Origin of the sequence: Streptomyces sp. Y1, assembly GCF_041053115.1 — a bacterium.
In the GTDB taxonomy this organism is placed as follows: domain Bacteria; phylum Actinomycetota; class Actinomycetes; order Streptomycetales; family Streptomycetaceae; genus Kitasatospora; species Kitasatospora rubellomurina.
On sequence record NZ_CP163445.1, the window covers coordinates 946909 to 964448 of the forward strand.

The 17540-nt window shown below is 74.9% G+C and carries 16 protein-coding genes; 9 read left to right on the plus strand and 7 right to left on the minus strand.

The annotated features are described in order from the left end of the window. Positions 1 to 353: 353 nt before the first annotated feature. Entirely contained in the window at positions 354 to 617 is a 264-nt protein-coding gene (locus tag AB2U05_RS03950; RefSeq protein ID WP_045698004.1) for a dsRBD fold-containing protein, read from the minus strand. A 267-nt stretch (positions 618 to 884) separates the two neighbouring features. Between AB2U05_RS03950 and AB2U05_RS03955 the strand changes: the two genes are divergently transcribed. Both AB2U05_RS03955 and AB2U05_RS03960 read left to right on the plus strand, forming a co-directional pair. Further along, positions 885 to 1904, plus strand: a complete 1020-nt coding sequence (locus tag AB2U05_RS03955; RefSeq protein WP_369182442.1) for a DMT family transporter — start codon at positions 885 to 887, stop codon at positions 1902 to 1904. An 8-nt stretch (positions 1905 to 1912) separates the two neighbouring features. Continuing rightward, complete coding sequence (locus AB2U05_RS03960) at positions 1913 to 2596, plus strand: DUF6629 family protein (protein WP_045698002.1); 684 nt, start codon at positions 1913 to 1915, stop codon at positions 2594 to 2596. Between the two features lie 5 nt (positions 2597 to 2601). Here the strand turns inward: AB2U05_RS03960 and AB2U05_RS03965 are convergent, their stop codons facing one another. The 3 genes from AB2U05_RS03965 to AB2U05_RS03975 form a co-directional block, all read right to left on the minus strand. Next, complete coding sequence (locus AB2U05_RS03965; protein WP_045708978.1) at positions 2602 to 3972, minus strand: MFS transporter; 1371 nt, start codon at positions 3970 to 3972, stop codon at positions 2602 to 2604. Beyond that, on the minus strand, positions 3969 to 4631 hold the full coding sequence (locus AB2U05_RS03970; protein WP_369182443.1) for an ArsR/SmtB family transcription factor: 663 nt from the start codon (positions 4629 to 4631) through the stop codon (positions 3969 to 3971). Before AB2U05_RS03970 ends, AB2U05_RS03965 begins: the two co-directional genes overlap by 4 nt. Positions 4632 to 4789: 158 nt before the next feature. Next, on the minus strand, positions 4790 to 5509 hold the full coding sequence (locus tag AB2U05_RS03975) for a sensor histidine kinase (protein WP_369182444.1): 720 nt from the start codon (positions 5507 to 5509) through the stop codon (positions 4790 to 4792). A 383-nt stretch (positions 5510 to 5892) separates the two neighbouring features. Between AB2U05_RS03975 and polX the strand changes: the two genes are divergently transcribed. Then, positions 5893 to 7620: a DNA polymerase/3'-5' exonuclease PolX gene (gene polX / locus AB2U05_RS03980; RefSeq protein ID WP_369182445.1), complete on the plus strand. Its 1728-nt coding sequence runs from the start codon at positions 5893 to 5895 to the stop codon at positions 7618 to 7620. Positions 7621 to 7682: 62 nt separating this feature from the next. Further along, positions 7683 to 8288 (plus strand): Imm21 family immunity protein, encoded by a 606-nt coding sequence (locus AB2U05_RS03985; protein WP_369182446.1) that lies wholly within the window; start codon positions 7683 to 7685, stop codon positions 8286 to 8288. A gap of 353 nt (positions 8289 to 8641) precedes the next feature. On the opposite strand, the gene AB2U05_RS03990 is transcribed toward AB2U05_RS03985, so the two are convergent. Then, a complete protein-coding gene (locus tag AB2U05_RS03990) occupies positions 8642 to 9520 on the minus strand; it encodes a carbohydrate kinase family protein (protein ID WP_369182447.1) in 879 nt (292 codons plus the stop codon). A gap of 2 nt (positions 9521 to 9522) precedes the next feature. Further along, positions 9523 to 10494, minus strand: coding sequence for a pseudouridine-5'-phosphate glycosidase (locus AB2U05_RS03995; RefSeq protein WP_369182448.1), 972 nt, complete (start codon positions 10492 to 10494; stop codon positions 9523 to 9525). A gap of 139 nt (positions 10495 to 10633) precedes the next feature. Between AB2U05_RS03995 and AB2U05_RS04000 the strand changes: the two genes are divergently transcribed. From AB2U05_RS04000 to AB2U05_RS04020, 5 genes are all read left to right on the plus strand, one after another. Continuing rightward, positions 10634 to 11548: a LysR family transcriptional regulator gene (locus AB2U05_RS04000; RefSeq protein ID WP_369182449.1), complete on the plus strand. Its 915-nt coding sequence runs from the start codon at positions 10634 to 10636 to the stop codon at positions 11546 to 11548. A 141-nt stretch (positions 11549 to 11689) separates the two neighbouring features. Continuing rightward, complete coding sequence (locus tag AB2U05_RS04005) at positions 11690 to 13354, plus strand: peptide-N4-asparagine amidase (RefSeq protein ID WP_369182450.1); 1665 nt, start codon at positions 11690 to 11692, stop codon at positions 13352 to 13354. 490 nt (positions 13355 to 13844) lie between these two features. Beyond that, positions 13845 to 15044: an RNA-guided endonuclease InsQ/TnpB family protein gene (locus tag AB2U05_RS04010; protein WP_369182451.1), complete on the plus strand. Its 1200-nt coding sequence runs from the start codon at positions 13845 to 13847 to the stop codon at positions 15042 to 15044. Between the two features lie 47 nt (positions 15045 to 15091). Beyond that, on the plus strand, positions 15092 to 15460 hold the full coding sequence (locus AB2U05_RS04015) for a hypothetical protein (RefSeq protein ID WP_369182452.1): 369 nt from the start codon (positions 15092 to 15094) through the stop codon (positions 15458 to 15460). Positions 15461 to 15578: 118 nt separating this feature from the next. Further along, entirely contained in the window at positions 15579 to 16316 is a 738-nt protein-coding gene (locus tag AB2U05_RS04020; RefSeq protein ID WP_369182453.1) for a (2Fe-2S)-binding protein, read from the plus strand. Positions 16317 to 16439: 123 nt separating this feature from the next. Here AB2U05_RS04020 and AB2U05_RS04025 read toward each other — a convergent pair whose 3' ends face one another. Then, the gene (locus AB2U05_RS04025; protein ID WP_369182454.1) at positions 16440 to 17513 is read right to left on the minus strand and encodes a hypothetical protein; all 1074 of its coding nucleotides are present in this window, start codon (positions 17511 to 17513) and stop codon (positions 16440 to 16442) included. Positions 17514 to 17540: the final 27 nt, after the last annotated feature.

Sequence of the window (17540 nt, forward strand, 5' to 3'; positions counted from 1 at the left end):
TCGCGGCGGGCCTGGACTCGCCCGCGCTCCGCCGCCTCGCCGGGCGCCTCGTCGCCGGCGAGCTGACTCCCCGCGCCCTCGCGGCCGAGGGCTGGCGGGGTGCCACCCCGACCGCAGCCCGCACCGACGCCGAACGCGGCCTCCTCGACGCGGTGGGCGCTGCCGGGTACCGCCTCGCCCACCTGACGGAGACGCGGCCGGAGGAGGTCCCGGGGTGGGAGGCGGCGGTGCGCTCGGCCGCCGTCCGGCCGGCAGCCGGCCTCCCGGCCGATACCTCCGGCCGGCCGTCAACGACCGGCCGGCCAACCCCTGGAGCTGACCGGCGGCGGGTGGCGGCGCGTCCGCGCGGCCGTTCAGTAGATCAGGTAGCCCGGGCGGTGCCCTTCGTCGTCGATCTCCCCGGTGGCCTGGGCCCGCAGCTTGCGGGACAGCTCCTCCAGGGCGCGGGAAGCCGCGACCTCCTCGCCGATCCTCGCGAGCGGGCGGTCGTCGGCGCTCTTCACGGACTCCCCGTGTGCGCTCAGGCCGGGCGCCCGAGCTCCGGTGAGTCGGGCGTCGCACGCCGTGTGCACGCCGTCCTCCTCGAAACTCAGCTCCACTTCCCATTGGTTGTGCATGCCATACCTCCTGGCGCCGGCCCCCGTCGCGGCTGTCGGGGCCGGCACGGGCGGTGGCCCGTGGCGGCCGCTCACACCAGCGTGCGCCCGCCCCGCCCGTAGCGGCAAGCGCGGCCGCGCCCGCCGCTACGGGCCCCGCGGTCAGCCGTTCGCGCGGCCCGCCCGACGCCCCGGCGGTACGCTGACGGAGGCGCGCCGCGACCGCCGACCGACCCCGGCGCGGACCCACGGGCGCGGCGCCGGCAGCGACAACCTGGCGGTCCCACCGTGGCGGTCTTCCTCCTCGCGATCGGCGCGGCCTGCTGTCTGGGGCTCGGCTTCGTCCTCCAGCAGCACGCGGCGCAGCGGGCTCCCCGTGCCGACCTGCTGCGGTGGCGGCTGCTGCTCGACCTGATGCGGATGCCCGAGTGGCTGCTCGGCACCGGCTTCATGGTGAGCGGGCTGATCCTCTCCGCGCTCGCCCTCAACAAGGGCGAGGTCTCCCTCGTCGAGCCGCTGCTGACCACCAACCTGCTGTTCGCCATGGCGCTCTCCCGGGTGCTGACCAAACAGAGCCTCGGCCGTTCCGGCTGGGCCGGCGTGCTGCTGCTCGGGCTCGGTGTGACGGCGTTCATCGTGGCCGGGCAGCCCACCGGGGGCGGGGCGCCCGCCGGGGAACTGCGGCACTGGCTGGTGGTCGGCATCGTGGTCGGGCTGACCCTGCTGCTGGTCTCGCTCGCCCGCCGGCTGCCGCTGTTGGAGGAGGCCACCCTGCTGGCGCTCGCCGCCGGGCTGCTCTACGGCCTGCAGGACGCCCTCACCCGCACCACCACCCAACGCCTGGACCACCAGGGGCTGGACGCGGTGCTGCGCAGCTGGCAGCCGTACGCGGTGGTGGCGGCGGGCGTGGTCGGGCTGCTGCTGGTGCAGAGCGCCTTCGAGGTGGCGCCGCTGCGGATGTCCCTGCCCGCGCTGACCGCCGCCCAGCCGCTGTCCGGGATCGCCTGCGCGGTGGGCTTCCTCGGCGACCGGCTGCGGGTCACTCCGGGCGCGCTGGCCTGGCAGTCGGCCGGGTTACTGGCGATCGTGATCGGGGTGATCGTGATCGGCCGCCACCCCGCGATGCCGGGCAGTGTCTACGACACCCTGGAGAGCATCGGCGCACCGCCCGAGCAGGGCCCGGACGGCGCCGACGAGGACGAGGACGAGGACGAGGGCGCGGGTGGGGACGAGGGCGAAGGCCCGGGCGGGGGCACCGGCCCCGACCGACCTGGCGACCCCAACCCTCCTCGGGACGAGGGAGGTTAGCCGGCCCGATGTGCTGGAGCGCGCAGGCGGATGCCGTGGCCGGCGGGGTGGTCGCGGGCCTCGGCGTGCTGTGCCTGGTCCGCGCCCGCCGGGCCGGTCGGCCGCAGCGTCTGCCGCTCGCCGCGCTCCCGCTGGTCCTGGGCGCGCACCAGCTGATCGAGGCGCTGGTCTGGCTCGGTGCGGACGGCGAGGCGCCCGGCGCCCTCACCCAGGCGGCCCGGACGGCCTGGGCGGTGATCGCCCTGCCCCTGCTGCCCGTACTCGTGCCCGCCGGGGTGTGGTGCGCGGCCACCGAGCCCGGGCATCCGGCCGGCCCGGGCCACCGCCGGGCGCTGGCCGCACTGACCCTGCTCGGCGCGGCAGTCGCCGTTCCGCTCGCGGTGGCCGTCGCCGCCCACCCGGTGACGGCCACCGTGCACGGCCGCACCCTCGGCTACGGCATCGGCGTCCCGCACCCGACCGTCCTGCTCGCCGGCTATCTCCTCGCCACCGTCGGCTCCTTCCTGTTCAGCGGTGACCGCTCGCTCCGCCTCCTCGGCCTGCTCACCGGGGTCGGCGCCGTCCTGTGCGCCCTGCTCTGGCACCTCGCCTTCATCTCCACCTGGTGCGCCCTCGCGGCCGCCGCCAGCCTGCTGCTCCTGCGCTGGGCCGGGCTCGCGCCCGCGCCCCGGCCGGCGCCCGACGTCCGCTGACTCGGTCACGAGCCCCCCGGAACCGCCGGGACCGCCGCCCCCTGCGCCGCAGCCACCGGCTCCGCATCGGACTCCGCGACGGTGCCCTTGCCGCCCCGCTGTCCGTCCATCTCCCGCCACTCCCGCCGCAGCCCGGCCACAGTGGTGGTGACGAAGTAGGCCGCGCCGCCCGCGACCAGGGCGGGTATCAGCCCGGTCATGGCGACGACCGCACCGGCGACCAGCCCGCCGAGCGGGATGCCCGCCCAGGCCAGCGAGTCGCTGAGGGCGTGGACCCGGCCCAGCAGGTGGCGGGGCACCCGCTCGAAGAGCACCGCGCCGAGGATCGGGTTGAGGAAGCCGGAGCCGAAGCCACCGATCGCGAAGACCGTCAGCACCACCCCCATCGGCGCGCCCGAGGCGAGCACCAGGAAGCGCGGCGCTCCGGCCACCAGGAAGCCGACCAGGAACACCGTCCGGCGGGGCAGCCGGTGCGCCACGGCGGCCGCTATCAGGCTGCCGACGACGGCCGCGACACCCATCGCGCTGCCGATCAGGCCGATGGCGCCCGGGCCGTTCCCGGACTCCCGGGCCCACACCGGCACGAGCACCGTCGAGAACCCGGCGTCGAGCAGATTGGTGATGCCGACCATCACGATCACCGTGAGCAGCAACGGCTCGGCCCGCAGGAAGCCGAAGCCCGCGCCGAGCATCCGCCAGTAACCGCCCTGCTCGCCGCCGGAGTCGGGCTCGCCCTCCCCGGGCGCGGTCGGAACGGCCGTGCGCCCCATGCCGCGTGGCAGGGCGAAGGCGATGATCAGCGAACCCAGCGCGAAGGTGGCCGCGTTGAGCGCCAGGCCGGACAGCGGGCCCACCAGCGCGACCAGGCCGCCGCCGACCGCCGGGCCGATCGTGGAGGCCAACCGTTCGGTGACACCGGACAGCCCGGTGGCCCGTTCGAGCGGGACCCGCGCGTAGTCGGCGGCCTCCGGGACCATGACGGACTTCGCCAAGTCCCCCGGGCCGCGCATCGCCCCGATCACCGCGACCATCGCCAGCAGCAGCCAGAACGGCAGCAGCCCCTGGGCGTGCAGCAGCGGGACCAACCCGGCCGCGACGGCGCTCACCGCGTCGGTCGTCCAGGACACCACGCGCGGCCCGAGGCGGTCGACCAGCGGCCCGGTTAACGCCTTGACCAGCACGTACGGCGTCATCTCCGCGAAGGCGACCAGGCCGGTCATGGTCGCGCTGCCGGTGGTGGCCAGGACGAACCAGGGCAGGGCGATCGCCGAGACCCGCGTCCCGGTCAGGGAGACGGCCGTGGCGGCCAGCACGCCGACCAGCGGCCGGAGGCTTCGCCCCGCCCGGTCGGCGGGTACTGCGGTGGTGCCGGTCATCGCTCCCCCTCGGTGTCGGCGTCGGTGTCGGTGGTCGGGTCGGCGTCGGCGGCGTCGTCGGCGTCGCCGACAGCCGGATCGGGGAACACGTGCACGATGACGGAGACCTGCTCGGCGCCCGCCGGGACCGGCCCCTCCGCCCCCTCCCGGCGGTAGCGCTTGATCACCGCGGACAGCTCCGCCCCCAGCTGCTCCGCCTCCGCCGGCGTGAGGCGCAGCACCAGGTCGTTGAAGTCCACGGCCTTGCGCCACTCCCGGGGCATGGTCTCGAAGGCGTCGAGCGTGCGCTGGCCGGTCAGGGTGTGCGCGGCCAGGACGGAGCGCAGGAAGCCGACCGCCGTCTCGGTCTCCTCGTCCGCCAGGTCGTCGCCCGTCCAGACGGTCATCATGCGGACCGAACGCCACCAGCGCTCACGGGCGTTGCCCCGCTCCGCGTCCTCCTCCACGAAGCCCGCGGCGGCGAGCTGGCGCAGGTGGTAGCTGGTGGCTCCGGAGTTGAGCCCCAGCTGCTCGGCGAGCCTGGTCGCGGTGGACGGCCCGTGCTTGCGCAGCAGGCCGACCAGCTGCATGCGCACGGGGTGCGCCATCGCCTTCATGCCCTTGGCGGTGAGGACGACGTGCGGATCGTCGCTGTGCTTCCAACCCTGGTCTTCGGTCATGGCAGGAGCGTAGGACCGCACAGAGTTCTTTGCAAAGGGTTTTTTGCGAAAAACTTCGTGCGGTCGGCACGCGCGAGACGAATCGGCACGCGCGAGACGAATCGGCAGGCGCGAAACGCATCGGCCCGCGCGAAACGAAGAAGAGACGCGCCCCGGCGTCACTCCTGCGCGACGGCCAGCAGCAGCACCACCGTCAGCCCGCCGCCCGGCGTCGGCTCCACCGCGATCCACCCGCCGGCCGCCAGCACCAGGCTGTGCAGCGCCGGCCCCACCGGCCCGCCCGGCCGCACCCGGGCGAGCAGCCACTCCCGCGCCTCCGGCGGCTCGTACCAGCCCCGGTCCGAGATCCGGACCTCCACCCGGCCCCGGTCCCACGCCGCCGCCCCGGAGCCCGGCCCGCCCGCCGCTTCGGCCCGGACGGACACCCGGGCGCCCAGCGGGCTGCGCCGGATCGCGTGGTCGACCAGCCCGGCGACCGCGGCCTCCAGCCGCCGGGCGTCCCCGGCCACCACCGGCAGCCCGGGCGCCACCCGCACCGTCACGTTCGCCGCCCGGCCGCCGCCGCGCACCACCCGGCGCAGCACGTCGGCCACCTGGACGTGCCGGGACAGCGGCCCGCAGCCGGCCTGCCGACCGGTCCAGCGCAGCCGTTCCAGTTCCGGCCGGGACAACGCCCGCGGCCCGGCCACCGCCCCCGGCCGCACCAGCCCGAGGCCCTCGACCGCCGCCGCGCCGTCGTCCGGCTCACCCGCCCGGCCGCCGCCGGCGCCGCCCGTCCCACCGAGCGTCCCACCGAGCGCGCCGCCGATCCCGCCGCCGAGCGCGCCGAGTACCCGGGCCCCCGACGCCACGTAGCCCCAGAGCTTCCCGCGTGCCATCGTCCTGCCCTGCCCCTCGTGCCTCACCACCGGCCGTCACCCGGCCGCCACCCGGCCGTCTCGCCCGACCGCAGCCACCGCAGCCCACCGCGACCGACCGCGCCGCGCCGCTGCTCCGGCCCTCCCGCCAGCCTGCGCCTCCCCCGCCCGGGTGACAATCCGGCTCCCGGTCGCCGTCTCCGCACCACCCCCGCCGCTCGGCCGGTCGGACACCCCCCGACCGGCGGGTACGCGGCCGCCGCCGGGCCCGATCCCGGACGACCGCAGGACGGGACAGCGGGCCGGGACAGCGGGCCGGGGCAGCCCGGAACCACCGCACGAGGGGCCACCGCCCCCGCCCCGACCCACAGGCGAGGGCCGTCCCCCGCCCCTAAGCTGACCTCATGCCCCGGCTCAACGACCAGGTCAGGGAACTGCTCCAGGAGTACGCCGACCTGATCAACATCACCGGCGGGGACGCCTTCCGGGCCCGCGCCTACGAGAAGGCGGCCCGGGCGGTCGGCGAGTACCCGGAGGACGTCGCGGGCCTCGACGCCAAGGGCCTCCAGCAGATCCCCGGCGTCGGGAAGTCCACCGCCGAGAAGGTCGCCGAGTTCCTCGCCACCGGCCGCATCCCCGCGCTGGAGGAGCTGCGCGCGAAGATCCCGTCCGGTGTGCGGGAGATGACGGCCGTCCCCGGTGTCGGCCCGAAGCGCGCCCTCGCCCTGCACCGGGACCTCGGGATCTCCTCCGTCGACGAGCTCGCCGAGGCGATCCGCGCCGACAAGCTGTCCGGCCTGGCCGGCTTCGGCGAGCGCAGCGGCGAGAAGATCCTGCACGGCATCGAGCTGCTGCGGCAGTCCGGCGGCCGCACGCTGCTGGACGCCGCGACCGAGCTGGCCGAGCAGCTGGTCGCCGCGTTGTCGGCCGTCCCGGGCTGCACCCGGTGCGCGTACGCGGGTTCGCTGCGCCGGATGCGCGAGACGGTGGGCGACGTCGACGTGCTGGCGACCGCCGAGGACTCCGCGCCGCTGATGGCCGCGCTCACCGAACTCCCGTACGTGGCCGAGGTGATCGGGAGCGGCCCGACGAAGACGTCGATCCGCACCGACCAGGGCGTGCAGGTGGACCTGCGGGTGGTCCCGGAGGAGGACTGGGGCGCGGCGCTGGTCTACTTCACGGGGTCGAAGGCGCACAACATCAAGCTGCGCACGATGGCCGTCCGGGCCGGGCTGAAGCTGTCCGAGTACGGGCTGTTCGAGGTGGACGGCGGCGCCAAGGTGGTGTCGGCGACCGAGGACGAGGTGTACGCGGCGCTCGGCCTGCCGTGGATCCCGCCGACGCTGCGCGAGGACCGGGGCGAGATCGAGGCCGCGCTGAACGACGAACTCCCGGTGCTGGTCCGGGAGTCGGACCTGCGCGGCGACCTGCACACGCACACCGACCTGACCGACGGCCTGGCCACCCTCACCGAGATGGTCGACACCGCGGCCGCCCGCGGCTACTCCTACTACGCCGTCACCGACCACGCGCCGGACCTGGTGATGCAGCGGATGACCGACGAGAAGATGCTCGCCCAGCGCGAGCAGCTGCGCGAACTGGCCGGTCGGCACAAGAAGTTGCGCCTGCTGCACGGCACCGAGCTGAACATCGGCCCGGACGGCGGCGTGGACTGGCCGCCCGAGTTCCTGGCCGGTTTCGACGTCTGCGTGGCCTCGGTGCACTCGCACTTCAACCTCGACCGCGCCGCGCAGACCCGCCGCCTGATCCGCGCCTGCGAGAACCCGTACGTGCACGTCATCGGCCACCTCACCACCCGCCGGATCGGCCGGCGCGGACCGATCGACGTCGACCTGGACGCGGTGTTCGCGGCCGCCGCCCGCACCGGCACCGCGATCGAGGTCAACAGCTCCCCGCAGCGGCTCGACCTGCGCGACGAGGACGTCCTGCGGGCGAAGCGGCACGGCGTCCGCTTCACCATCGACAGCGACGCCCACGCCACCGGCCAACTCGCCTACCCGCGCTACGGGATCGGCACGGCGCAGCGCGGCTGGCTGACCGCCGAGGACGTGGTCAACACCTGGACGTGGCAGAGGCTGAAGCACTTCCTGCGCAAGGACGCACTGCGCTGACCCCTGGCGGGCGCCCCCACCCCGGTTCCCCGCTTGTCACTGGTCAGCGGCACACTGCACGCATGAGCACTGATCCACATGCCGTCCGGACGACCCTCGATCCGACCTGGGTCGAGTCCATGGGCGGTCCGCTGATCGTCGTCCCGGTGTCCGCCCTGCAGCACTGGGGCGGCTGCACCGAGGACGGCATGATCATCGGTGACGGCGACCAGCCCGACGACTACGACCGGGCCTGCGAGGTCGAGGAGCTGGCCGAGGTGATCGGCCTGGGCGACCGCGGCGACGTCTCCGCGCTGGTGCTGGGCGACGGGCCCGCCACCACCTGCTACCTGCCGGAGCAGCGGGCCTTCGTGCGCCGGCTCGCCGCCGCCTCCGACGCCGAGTTGCTCGCCGTCACCGAGGCGGCGCTGGACGACCCGGCGACGCCGTGGGAGGAGTGCGGCCGCTGGGAGACCGACGGACCGGCGGTCCTCATGGACTCCGCCGTGGCCGGCACGGACCTCGGCGTGCCCTACCCGGACGGCCGGGGCGAACCGCACCAGGCCCCCGTCGACCTGCCCGCGGGACGCTGGAGGGTCCGCGCGTTCCAGAAGACCGGCGACTCCCCCTGGATCAGCGCGGTCCAGCTCCTCCCGCACCTCGACGGCCGGTCCACGACGGCTCCGTGACTCGAACACCCGACGCGCGCCCGCACCCCTGGAGGAACGGTCACGGGACGCCGGGACGGTCCGGAGCGGCCCCCGAGCCGCCCAACGGGCGCTCACGACCGGTACGCGGCGTGGTGATACCCGCGCAGCCGGGGGCTACGGATCGCGGGCAGCCCGACCAGGGTGGCCCTGAAGGCCTCGGTGCCGTCAGCTCCGTGCCACACCCAGCACACGCGAACACGTCCACACCAGCTCCCCCCGCTGCGCTCCACCGGGATTATGCCTTGGTGGGCGACCCCGGGGAGGGGGGCCGCCCACCCGGCGGTCGCCCGCCGCGGTCCGCCCCTGTCGACGCGCGGTCCGCCGGCGCGCGTTCAGCCGCAGGACGCCCCGGGGGAGGCCAGGACCCGGGCCGCGCTGCGGTGGCCGAGGGCGACCGCCGAGCGCAGATCCCCCACACCAGCTGCCAGGTACCCCGCCAGGAACCCGGCGGCGAACGCGTCCCCGGCTCCCGTGAGGTCGCGCACCTCGGCCACCGGCGGCACCGGTACCGTGAACGGCGCCGCGCCGGGCGCGTCGACCGTGGTCGGCTCCGCGCCCGCCTTGGTGACGACCGTGGTGGCCGGGAGCCGGGCCCGCTCGGGGCCGGGCCGGCCGGCCGCCAGGAGGCCGAGGTAGTCGGCCTCGGAGCGGTTGGCGAACAGGAAGGTGGGCGCCAACTCGCCCAGCAGGTCGAGGAAGCGCTCCCGCCCGTAGTGCTCCAGCATGCCGGTGGAGGAGGCGTCCACCGAGGTGGTGCCGCCGGCCCGGCGGACGCGGGCGAGGGCGTCGAGCGCGGTGGCGCCGACCGGATCGCCGTCGAAGGAGTAGGCGGGCACGTGCAGGTGGGCGAGGCCGGCCAGCCAGTCGTCCGGGACGCGTTCCAGGAGCTTGGCGGCGCCCCGGTCGGGCAGCATGGTGCGTTCGCCGGCCTGGTCGATCAGCACCACGATGCTGCCGGTGCGGCCGCGCCGCTGGACCCGTACGTCCACGCCGTGGCCCCGGAGTTCGGCGACGACGGCGTCCCCGGCCGGGTCCGGTCCGACGCAGCCGAGGAAGCGCGCCGGGTGGGCCCCGGCGGCGAAGCAGGCGACGTTGGCCGCGCTGCCGCCGCGGCGGCGGAAGACCTGGGCGCAGGAGTCGGTGCCGTGCCGCAGCGGGCCGTCGACCCAGACCACGACATCCTCGACGAGGTCGCCGAGCACCCCGAGCACGGTCAGGACCCTGAGGTGGCAGCGGCGGCCAGCGCGGTGGCGATCTCGCCGCCGAGGCGGACGTTGCCCCGGTAGACCTCGACGTTGACCTCCAGGCTGCGGCCGCCGGTGTCGCGCTGGATGAAGTCGAGCAGGAAGGGGGTGGAGGCGTTGCCGGTGACGCCCTGGCGCTCGGCCTCGGCCCAGGCGCGGGCCAGGATGCCGTCGAGTTCCTCCGGCGGCAACTGCTTGGCCGGGTCGACCGGGTTGGCGATCAGGACGGCCTGCGGCAGTCCGAGCCGGTCGCGGGCGTCGATGACCCCGGCGGCCTCGGCCGGCGACTCGACGGCGAAGTTGATCTCGTGGCCGGAGTCGGTGACGTAGAAGCCGGGGTACTTGCGGGTGCGGTAGCCGATGACCGGGATGTTGTAGGTCTCGAAGCGCTCCAGGGTCGCCCGGATGTCGAGGATCGACTTCACGCCGGCGCTGATCACGGTGACGGGCACGGCGGCCAGCACGGTCATGTCGGCGGACTCGTCGAAGCTCTCGGAGGCGCCGAAGTGGACGCCGCCCAGGCCGCCGGTGGAGAACACCCGGATGCCCGCGCGGTGGGCGAGGAAGGCGGTGGCGGCGACGGTGGTGCCGCCGTGCCGACCGAGCGCGGCGACCACCGGCAGGTCGCGCAGGCTGACCTTGTCCAGGCCGTCCGTCGCGGACAGTTCGGTGATCTGCTCGGTGCTCAGGCCGACCGTGGGCACGCCCGCGTGCACGCCGATGGTCGCCGGGACGACGCCGGCGTCCCGCAGCTGCCGCTCCGCCTCCAGCGCGACGGCCAGGTTGCGCGGGCGCGGCAGGCCGTGGGTGAAGATCGTCGACTCCAGGGCGACCACGGGCCGGCCCTCGGCGACGGCCCGCGCGACCTCCTCGGAGACGCGGACGGCCTGCGCGGGGGCGGCGGGAGCGGCGGCGGACGGGCTGTCGGGCAGTGCGGTCATGGATGCGTGCTCTTTCCTCGGATGCCACTGCGGCGGGGCAACGTGGGCTTCAGCGTAAGGACGGTTCGTATCGGGATCCAGAATCAGTAACGGGCGTTCCCATAGGCTTTCCCCTATCGGTCTGGCCTACGCTCGGACCATGGCATTCACCTTGCGCCAGCTCCAGGTCTTCCTCACCGTCGCCGAGACGCTGCACTTCGGACGGGCCGCCGAGCGGCTGCACATCTCCCAGCCCACGGTCAGTCAGGAGGTCGCCCGGCTGGAGCGGACGGTCGGCGTCGAGCTGTTCGACCGCAGCCGCCGCTCGGTCGTGCTGACCGAGGCGGGCGAGGTGATGGCCGCCGAGAGCGCGCGGCTGCTCGGGCAGGCCGAGGCGCTGCTGGCCCGGGTCCGGCTGCACGAGGAGTCCCGGCTGGGGACGGCCCGGATCGTCGCCTCGCCGAGCGTGGTGAACCGGCTGCTGCCCGCCGTGGTCAGCCGGGCCGAGCAGGAGCTGCCCGGCCTCGACACCACCGAACTCGCCGTCGACACCGGGCAGGTGACCGCGACCCTGGCCGCCGAGCTGGCCGACATCGGCCTCGGCCGCTTCCTCGCCGAGACGGACGGCTACCGGCTGGAGCGGATCGCCGACGAGCCGGTCGTGGTCGCCCTCGGCCGGGACCACCCGCTGGCCGGCCGGGACAGCCTGCGCCTGGCCGAACTGCGGGACCTGCCCCTGCTGTTGTGGCCGCGCGAGCAGCACCCGCGCTACTACGACCACGTGCTCGGCCTGTGCGCGGAGCACGGCGTCGACCCACCGGTGCTGGTCAGCCCGCCGCGGATCGTCGGCTCCCGGCTCTACCTGCTCGCCCGCAACCGCGCGTTCTCGCTGGTGCCCGGCTCGATGACCGGCCACCTCACCGAGGCCGTGGCCACCGTACGGCTGGAGGGCCGGGCCGTCCTGCCGCTGGAGATGCAGTGGCGGCTGGACGACCGCCGGCCCCGGCTGGCGGCGCTGCGGGACCTGATCCGACAGGAGGCGGCGGCCCTCGAACACCACCGGCGGCGCCCGTAGCCGCTCACCCGCCACCACCCGCACCAACATCCCCGCCACGGCCGACCCTTGACGCTGACATGCCGCCACCGGAAGGATGCGCGGACCATCCACCCGGCCCGAGGCAGCGCCCCGGGCCACCCGACCCGGGGGGATCCGACCTTGGCCGTCCGCCAACTCCTCCACCGCGCCGCCCGGTTGCTCGGCGCCGCCGCCCTGGTGATCGCCGGCAGCCTCACCGCCGCCGGCCCCGCCCACGCCGACTTCGGCACCGACTACCACGACCCGGTCACCGCCACCCGCCCGCTCACCCGCCCCGACACCCGCTCCTGCACCGTCGAGGTGATGCACGAGCGGCAGTTCCGCAACGGGTACGGCAACCCGCCGGACACCCCGTACACCACCACCCTCACCCCGCCCGCCGACTGCGCCGGGCCGTGGTCCGCCGTCGTGCTCGACCTCCACGGGCAGGTCGCCGGGCGGCAGTTCGACCGGATGTTCGGCGTCCGCGTCGGCGGCGTGCAGGTCATGCTCTCCTCCACCCCGGAGCCGTCCAAGGACGGCATCGAGTGGCGGCTGGAGCACGACGTCACCCGCTACGCGCCGCTGTTCGCGGCCGGCCCGCAGCCGTTCTCCTTCGACCTCGCCAACGTCACCGACGCCACCTACACCGGCGTCTTCACGATCAGCGCGAGCCTCACCTTCTACACCGCGGACGACCGCCGGCCCGCCGCCCGCACCGCCGACCGGCTGCTCACCTCCGGGCCGTTCTCGCTCAGCCAGGCCGCCCCGGCGGCCACCGGCAGCCTCACCTTCCCGCAGAACCTCGAACGCCTCACCGCCGAGGTGTACGCCCGCGGCGGCGGCGCCTGCGAGGAGTTCGCGTACGCCTCCGCGCCGGACGCCTTCGCCACCGCGAACCCCGGCGCCGGCCTCTGCGGCAAGGGCCCGTTCCGCGAGCTGCGGCTCAGCGTGGACGGCCGGATCGCGGGCGCGGTCTGGCCGTACCCGGTGATCTACACCGGCGGCTGGGACCCGCTGCTGTGGCGGCCCGTCCCCGGCATCTTCGCCTTCGACCTGCCCGCCTACCGGCTCGACCTCACCCCGTACGTCGGCCTGCTGCTGGACGGGCGCCCGCACACCCTCGGGATCGCGGTGAACGCCAGCGAGGCGCAGAGCAACGACCTGTGGACCGGCCAGGTCAACCTGTTCGCCGAGACCGACCACGGCACCGCCCGCACCACCGGCGCGCTCACCGACCACCGGGTCGCCCCGGAGGCCGCCGTCACCACGCAGCTCGCCGACCACGGCGGCGGCAGCGGCGACTGGACGGTCACCGCCGCGCGGCACGACCTCGCCCGCGGCTGGGTGCAGACCTCGCACGGCCGGGTCACCACCGAGGTCCGCGACGACCTCGCGTTCAGCTCCGCCCAGCAGCTGCGCGACAGCGGCAACGACGTCACCCTGCACAACCTCGCCGACCTCACCCGCAGCACCAGCACCTGGGGCGGCGGCCCGCACCGCACCACCACCGTGCACGAGGGCGAACCGCTGGACGTCACCTACCTGGTGACCCACGACGCGGCCGGGAACACCGACCAGCGCACCGCGATGGACCTCGGCTACCACCGGGAGGCCACCACCGCGACCGGCAACCACGTCACCGAGCGCGCCACCGTCGACCACACCCTGCGGCCCACCGCCCAGCGGCACGACGGGGACCGCACCGTCCGCACCGGCAGCAGCACGGAGGACTACCGCAGCGACGGGCCCGAGGGGCCGTACCACCGGACGCTGAGCTTCGTGGACGGCTGGCCGAAGCCGTAGCAGCTCCCTCGGGGACCCGCGCACGCCAGGGGCGAAATTTATTCCGATTTGGGGAGCTTTGCCCCTGGTGCACGCGGCCCCGGAAGCGCATGATGGGAGTGGACCTGTGAGGTAGCTGAAGGAGTTCGACCGCAGGAGGCAGTGGCGACAGATCGAGACGGATCAGGGTCTGCCGCTGGCGACTACCTCGGTCGACGATCGAACTACCGGCTGGAGGGCTGAGCGTTACGCCCGGAAGCCACCCCAACCTCACAGGTTCCGCGCGTCCACGAAGCATCCCCTCGGCTCCGTGGACGCGCTCCTGTCCGGCGTGAAAACGCTCACGTCCGGCGCGGAAGCGCGCACGTCCACTGCGGCCCGCCCCGCCGGACGGAAAGTTCGCGCCCCGCCCCCGGCGCGGTTCACCCTCACCCGGTGAGGCTGGCCGGATCGTGCCGTGTGTCAGTGGTGTGTGGCATGTTGATCGCCGAGTCGAGAGGGGGTGGGTCAGATGATCCGTGCGTACAAGTTCGTCATGCGGCCCACCGTGGGCCAAGCGCAGGCGCTCGCCGAGATGCTGCGCGACCACTGCTCGCTCTACAACGGGGCGTTGCAGGAACGCCGGGACGCCTACCGGCACGTCTCGAAGACGACCGTCCGGTACGGCGACCAGTCCGCGCAGCTCAAGGAGATCCGGGCGTTCGACCCGGAGCGGCAGGGCCGCTGGTCCTTCTCTTCTCACCAGGCGACGCTCCGCCGTCTGGACAAGGCGTTCGCTGCGTTCTTCCGCCGGGTCAAGTCCGGCGAGAAGCCCGGATACCCGCGCTTCCGAGGCGCGATGTGGTTCGACACGGTGGACTTCCCCGGGGACGGGGACGGCTGCCGTTGGAACTCCACCCCGCACGACCCGGTCACCCGCGTCCGGTTCCAGGGTGTCGGGCACGTCAAGGTCAACCAGCACAGGCCCGTGGTCGGCAAGGTCAAGACCGTGTCCGTCAAGCGCGAGGGAAAGCGCTGGTACGTCATCCTGACCGCCGAGCAGGCCGAGCCCGAGCCGCTGCCCGCGACCGGATCCGTGGTCGGCATCGACATGGGCATAGCCAACTTCCTCGCCGACTCGGGCGGCGAGTTCGTGCCCAACCCCCGACACGGCCGCAAGGCCGCCGCGAAGCTCGAAGCCGCACAGCAGGCCCTCGCCCGGTGCAGGCGGCGCAGCAATCGCCGCCGCAAGGCCGTCCGGAAGGTCGCCGACCTTCACCGCAAGGTCCGCCGTCAACGCCTCGACCACGCCCACAAGACGGCCCTCGACCTGGTCCGTTCACACGACCTGATCGCGCACGAAGACCTCAAGATCCGCAACATGGTCAAGGCCCCCGCACCGAAGCCCGACCCCGACCAGCCTGGCACCTTCCTGCCCAACGGCGCGGCGGCGAAGGCCGGGCTCAACCGATCGATCTCGGATGCCGGTTGGGGGGTGTTCCTGACGATCCTGCATGCCAAGGCTGAGAGCGCCGGACGGGAAGTGATCGCCGTGGACCCCCGCAACACCTCCCGGACCTGCCCCGGATGCGGGCACGTCGCAGCGGAGAACCGGCCCACACAGGAGACCTTCCACTGCGTTAGCTGCGGTCACTGCGCGCACGCTGACACGGTGGGAGCCATCAACGTTCTACGGGCCGGGCTGGTCCGTCGCGACGCCCGCCAGGGTTAGCGAGAAGCCCCCGGCCTCAGCCGGGGGAGGAGTCACGAACGCTTCCAGTGGACCTCGCCTCCAGCCGTCGCGCCCTGCTCGCCGATGCCACCGACCTCGGCCTCGGCGGCGCCGTCTCCCTCTCCGGACTCTCCGCCGCCCCCGCCGCCGCCTCCCCGCTGCTGTGGCAGCGGCCCGACGGCTGCGGCGCGCCGCGCGTCTGCGGGCTGCACCTGCAGTTCGGCTCGGACGCCTCGCGCGAGGTCGTGGTGTCCTGGCACATCACCGCCTCCGTCGACAACACCCGCGTGATGTGTGGACGGCGGACGGGACCGCGGGCGCGGCCGCGGGCAGGACGACCAGCGCTGATCCACCGGCGGCGGGGCGCCGGGCGCGGTAGCGTTCATCCGCCCGACGTTCCCCCGGAGGCCCGATGACCGCACCGCACCGCACCCCGTCCGACCGCCGTACCCCGCCCGACCGCCGCACCGGGAAGAGCCGCAGCGCCGGGAGAGACCCCCGCGCCGGGAAGAACCGCCGCGCCGGGGAGGGCCGTTGAGCAGCGGCCGGCCGGCCGACTACGGCCGGCTCGCCGCCATCGGCCCGTACTTCGCCCTGGACACCTCCCCGGGCGGGCCGCCGCCGGGCTCCCGGCCGCTGCCCGAGCTGTTCGGCACCGGCCCGGACGCACCGCTGGCCGCCCGCGTCCGGGTGGTGGCGCAGCGCCTGGGCACCGCCGAGCCCCGGGTCGCGGCGTCGATCCTGCACCTCGGGCTGGCGGCCCGGTTCTGGTCGGTGGGGCTCGGGGCGGCCGCGCTGCTGGGGGTGGTGCCGACGCTGGAGCGCGCCTGGGTGCGGGTCCCCGAGCAGGGCCCGATCGACCTCTGGGCTCCGCCGGACGCCGCCCGGGTCGACGCCGGCCCGGGGGCCGGGTCGCTCGCCGACCGGCTCCACCGGGCCGTCCTGGTCGGGCAGTTGGCGCCGCTGGCGGCAGCCGTCCGGGCAGCGGCGCCGCTGTCGGCGCGACTGCTGGACGGCAACGCCGCCTCCGCGCTGGCCGGCTCGCTGCGGGTGCTGGAGGCACACGCCCCGGGCCCGGCGCGGGAACTGGCCGCCGAGCTGCTGTCCCGCCCGCCGCTGGCGGGGACCGGAACGCTGCGGATACTCCCGGGCGGCGGCGCGGTGTTCCGGCGGCGCAGCTGCTGCCTGTACTACCGGGTGGGGCCGGACGCCGGGGTCTGCGGGGACTGCTGCTTCACCCGGCCGCCGACGCCGGTGAACCGGGTCGGCTGATCCGAAGGGGCCCGCGCCCGGCTTGTCCAGAGCCGGGCGCGGGCCGCCGATTCCCCACCCGGGGCCGATGCCCTGGCGCCGGGTGGGAGCACTCCCCGGACGGGACCGGGACCGGGCCGCGGTCTAGACCGCGACCGCCTCCTCCATCTCCTCCTCGGCCTCGGCGTCCGCCTCGGTCCCGACCGCGGCCTCCGCCCCGCCGCGTCCGCGCCGCTCGTACAGCGCCGCGGCCGCGACCGCGGCTCCGCCCAGCAGCAGCCAGACCACCAGGGTGGCCACGTGCCCGCCGAGGCCGGCGCCGCCGTCGAAGTACAGGATGCTGCGCGCGCCCTCCTGGAAGCCGGCGCCGGTCCAGAAGCCGTGCAGGGTGCCGAAGAAGCCGTTCTGCAGCTCGGGCCGGTAGATGCCGCCGGAGGAGGTGAAGTTCAGCATCACGAACAGCACCATCATGGCGAGCGTGGTCCACCGCTTCAGGAACGTGTGCAGACCGATGCCGATCAGCACGATGCCCGCCGAGTAGAGCCAGCCGAGCGCCCACACGGCAGCCCGGGAGTGGTCGACGACGTGGAAGACCGGTCCGGCGGTGGCGATCCCGATCACGCTGACCACCAGCGACACCGCCACGCCCACCAGCACGCGGACCCGCATGGCCAGCGCGGCCCCGGCCGCGCCGATCACCGCGACGCTGGCGTACGAGCCGATGCTCAGCGCGACCAGCAGGAAGAACAGGCCCTGGCCGGTCGGGTCGCCCTCGGCGAGCGGGGTGAGGTTGGTGACGTGCAGCGGCACGCCCTGCTTGTCCGTGACGGTGGTGAACACCGCCGTGGCGGCCACCACCGAGGTGTCCGAGTTGCCCTTGGCGACGAGCAGCTCCGGGCTCCTGGCGTCCGGCACGAAGGCGCCGACCAGGTCGCGGTCGCGCAGCTGCTGCTCGGCGACGGACCGGTCGGGCAGCGTCCGGACGTCGAGCGCGTCGCCCGCCTTGGCGCGGATCGCCCGGGCGAGGCCGTCCGCCTGCGGGGTGGCGCCGACCACGGCGACCTTGAGGTGGTGCGGCTCGGGCTGGTGGAAGGCACCCTGGTAGGCGAGCGCCATGCCGAGGCACATCAGCAGCGGGGTGATCAGGTGGACGGCGAGGTGCTTGAGCGAGTGCCCCAGGGTGGGCACTGCGGCGGGGTTCCGGGGTGTGCTGCTCATGGCGGTCGTACCGTCCTCCGTGCTCTC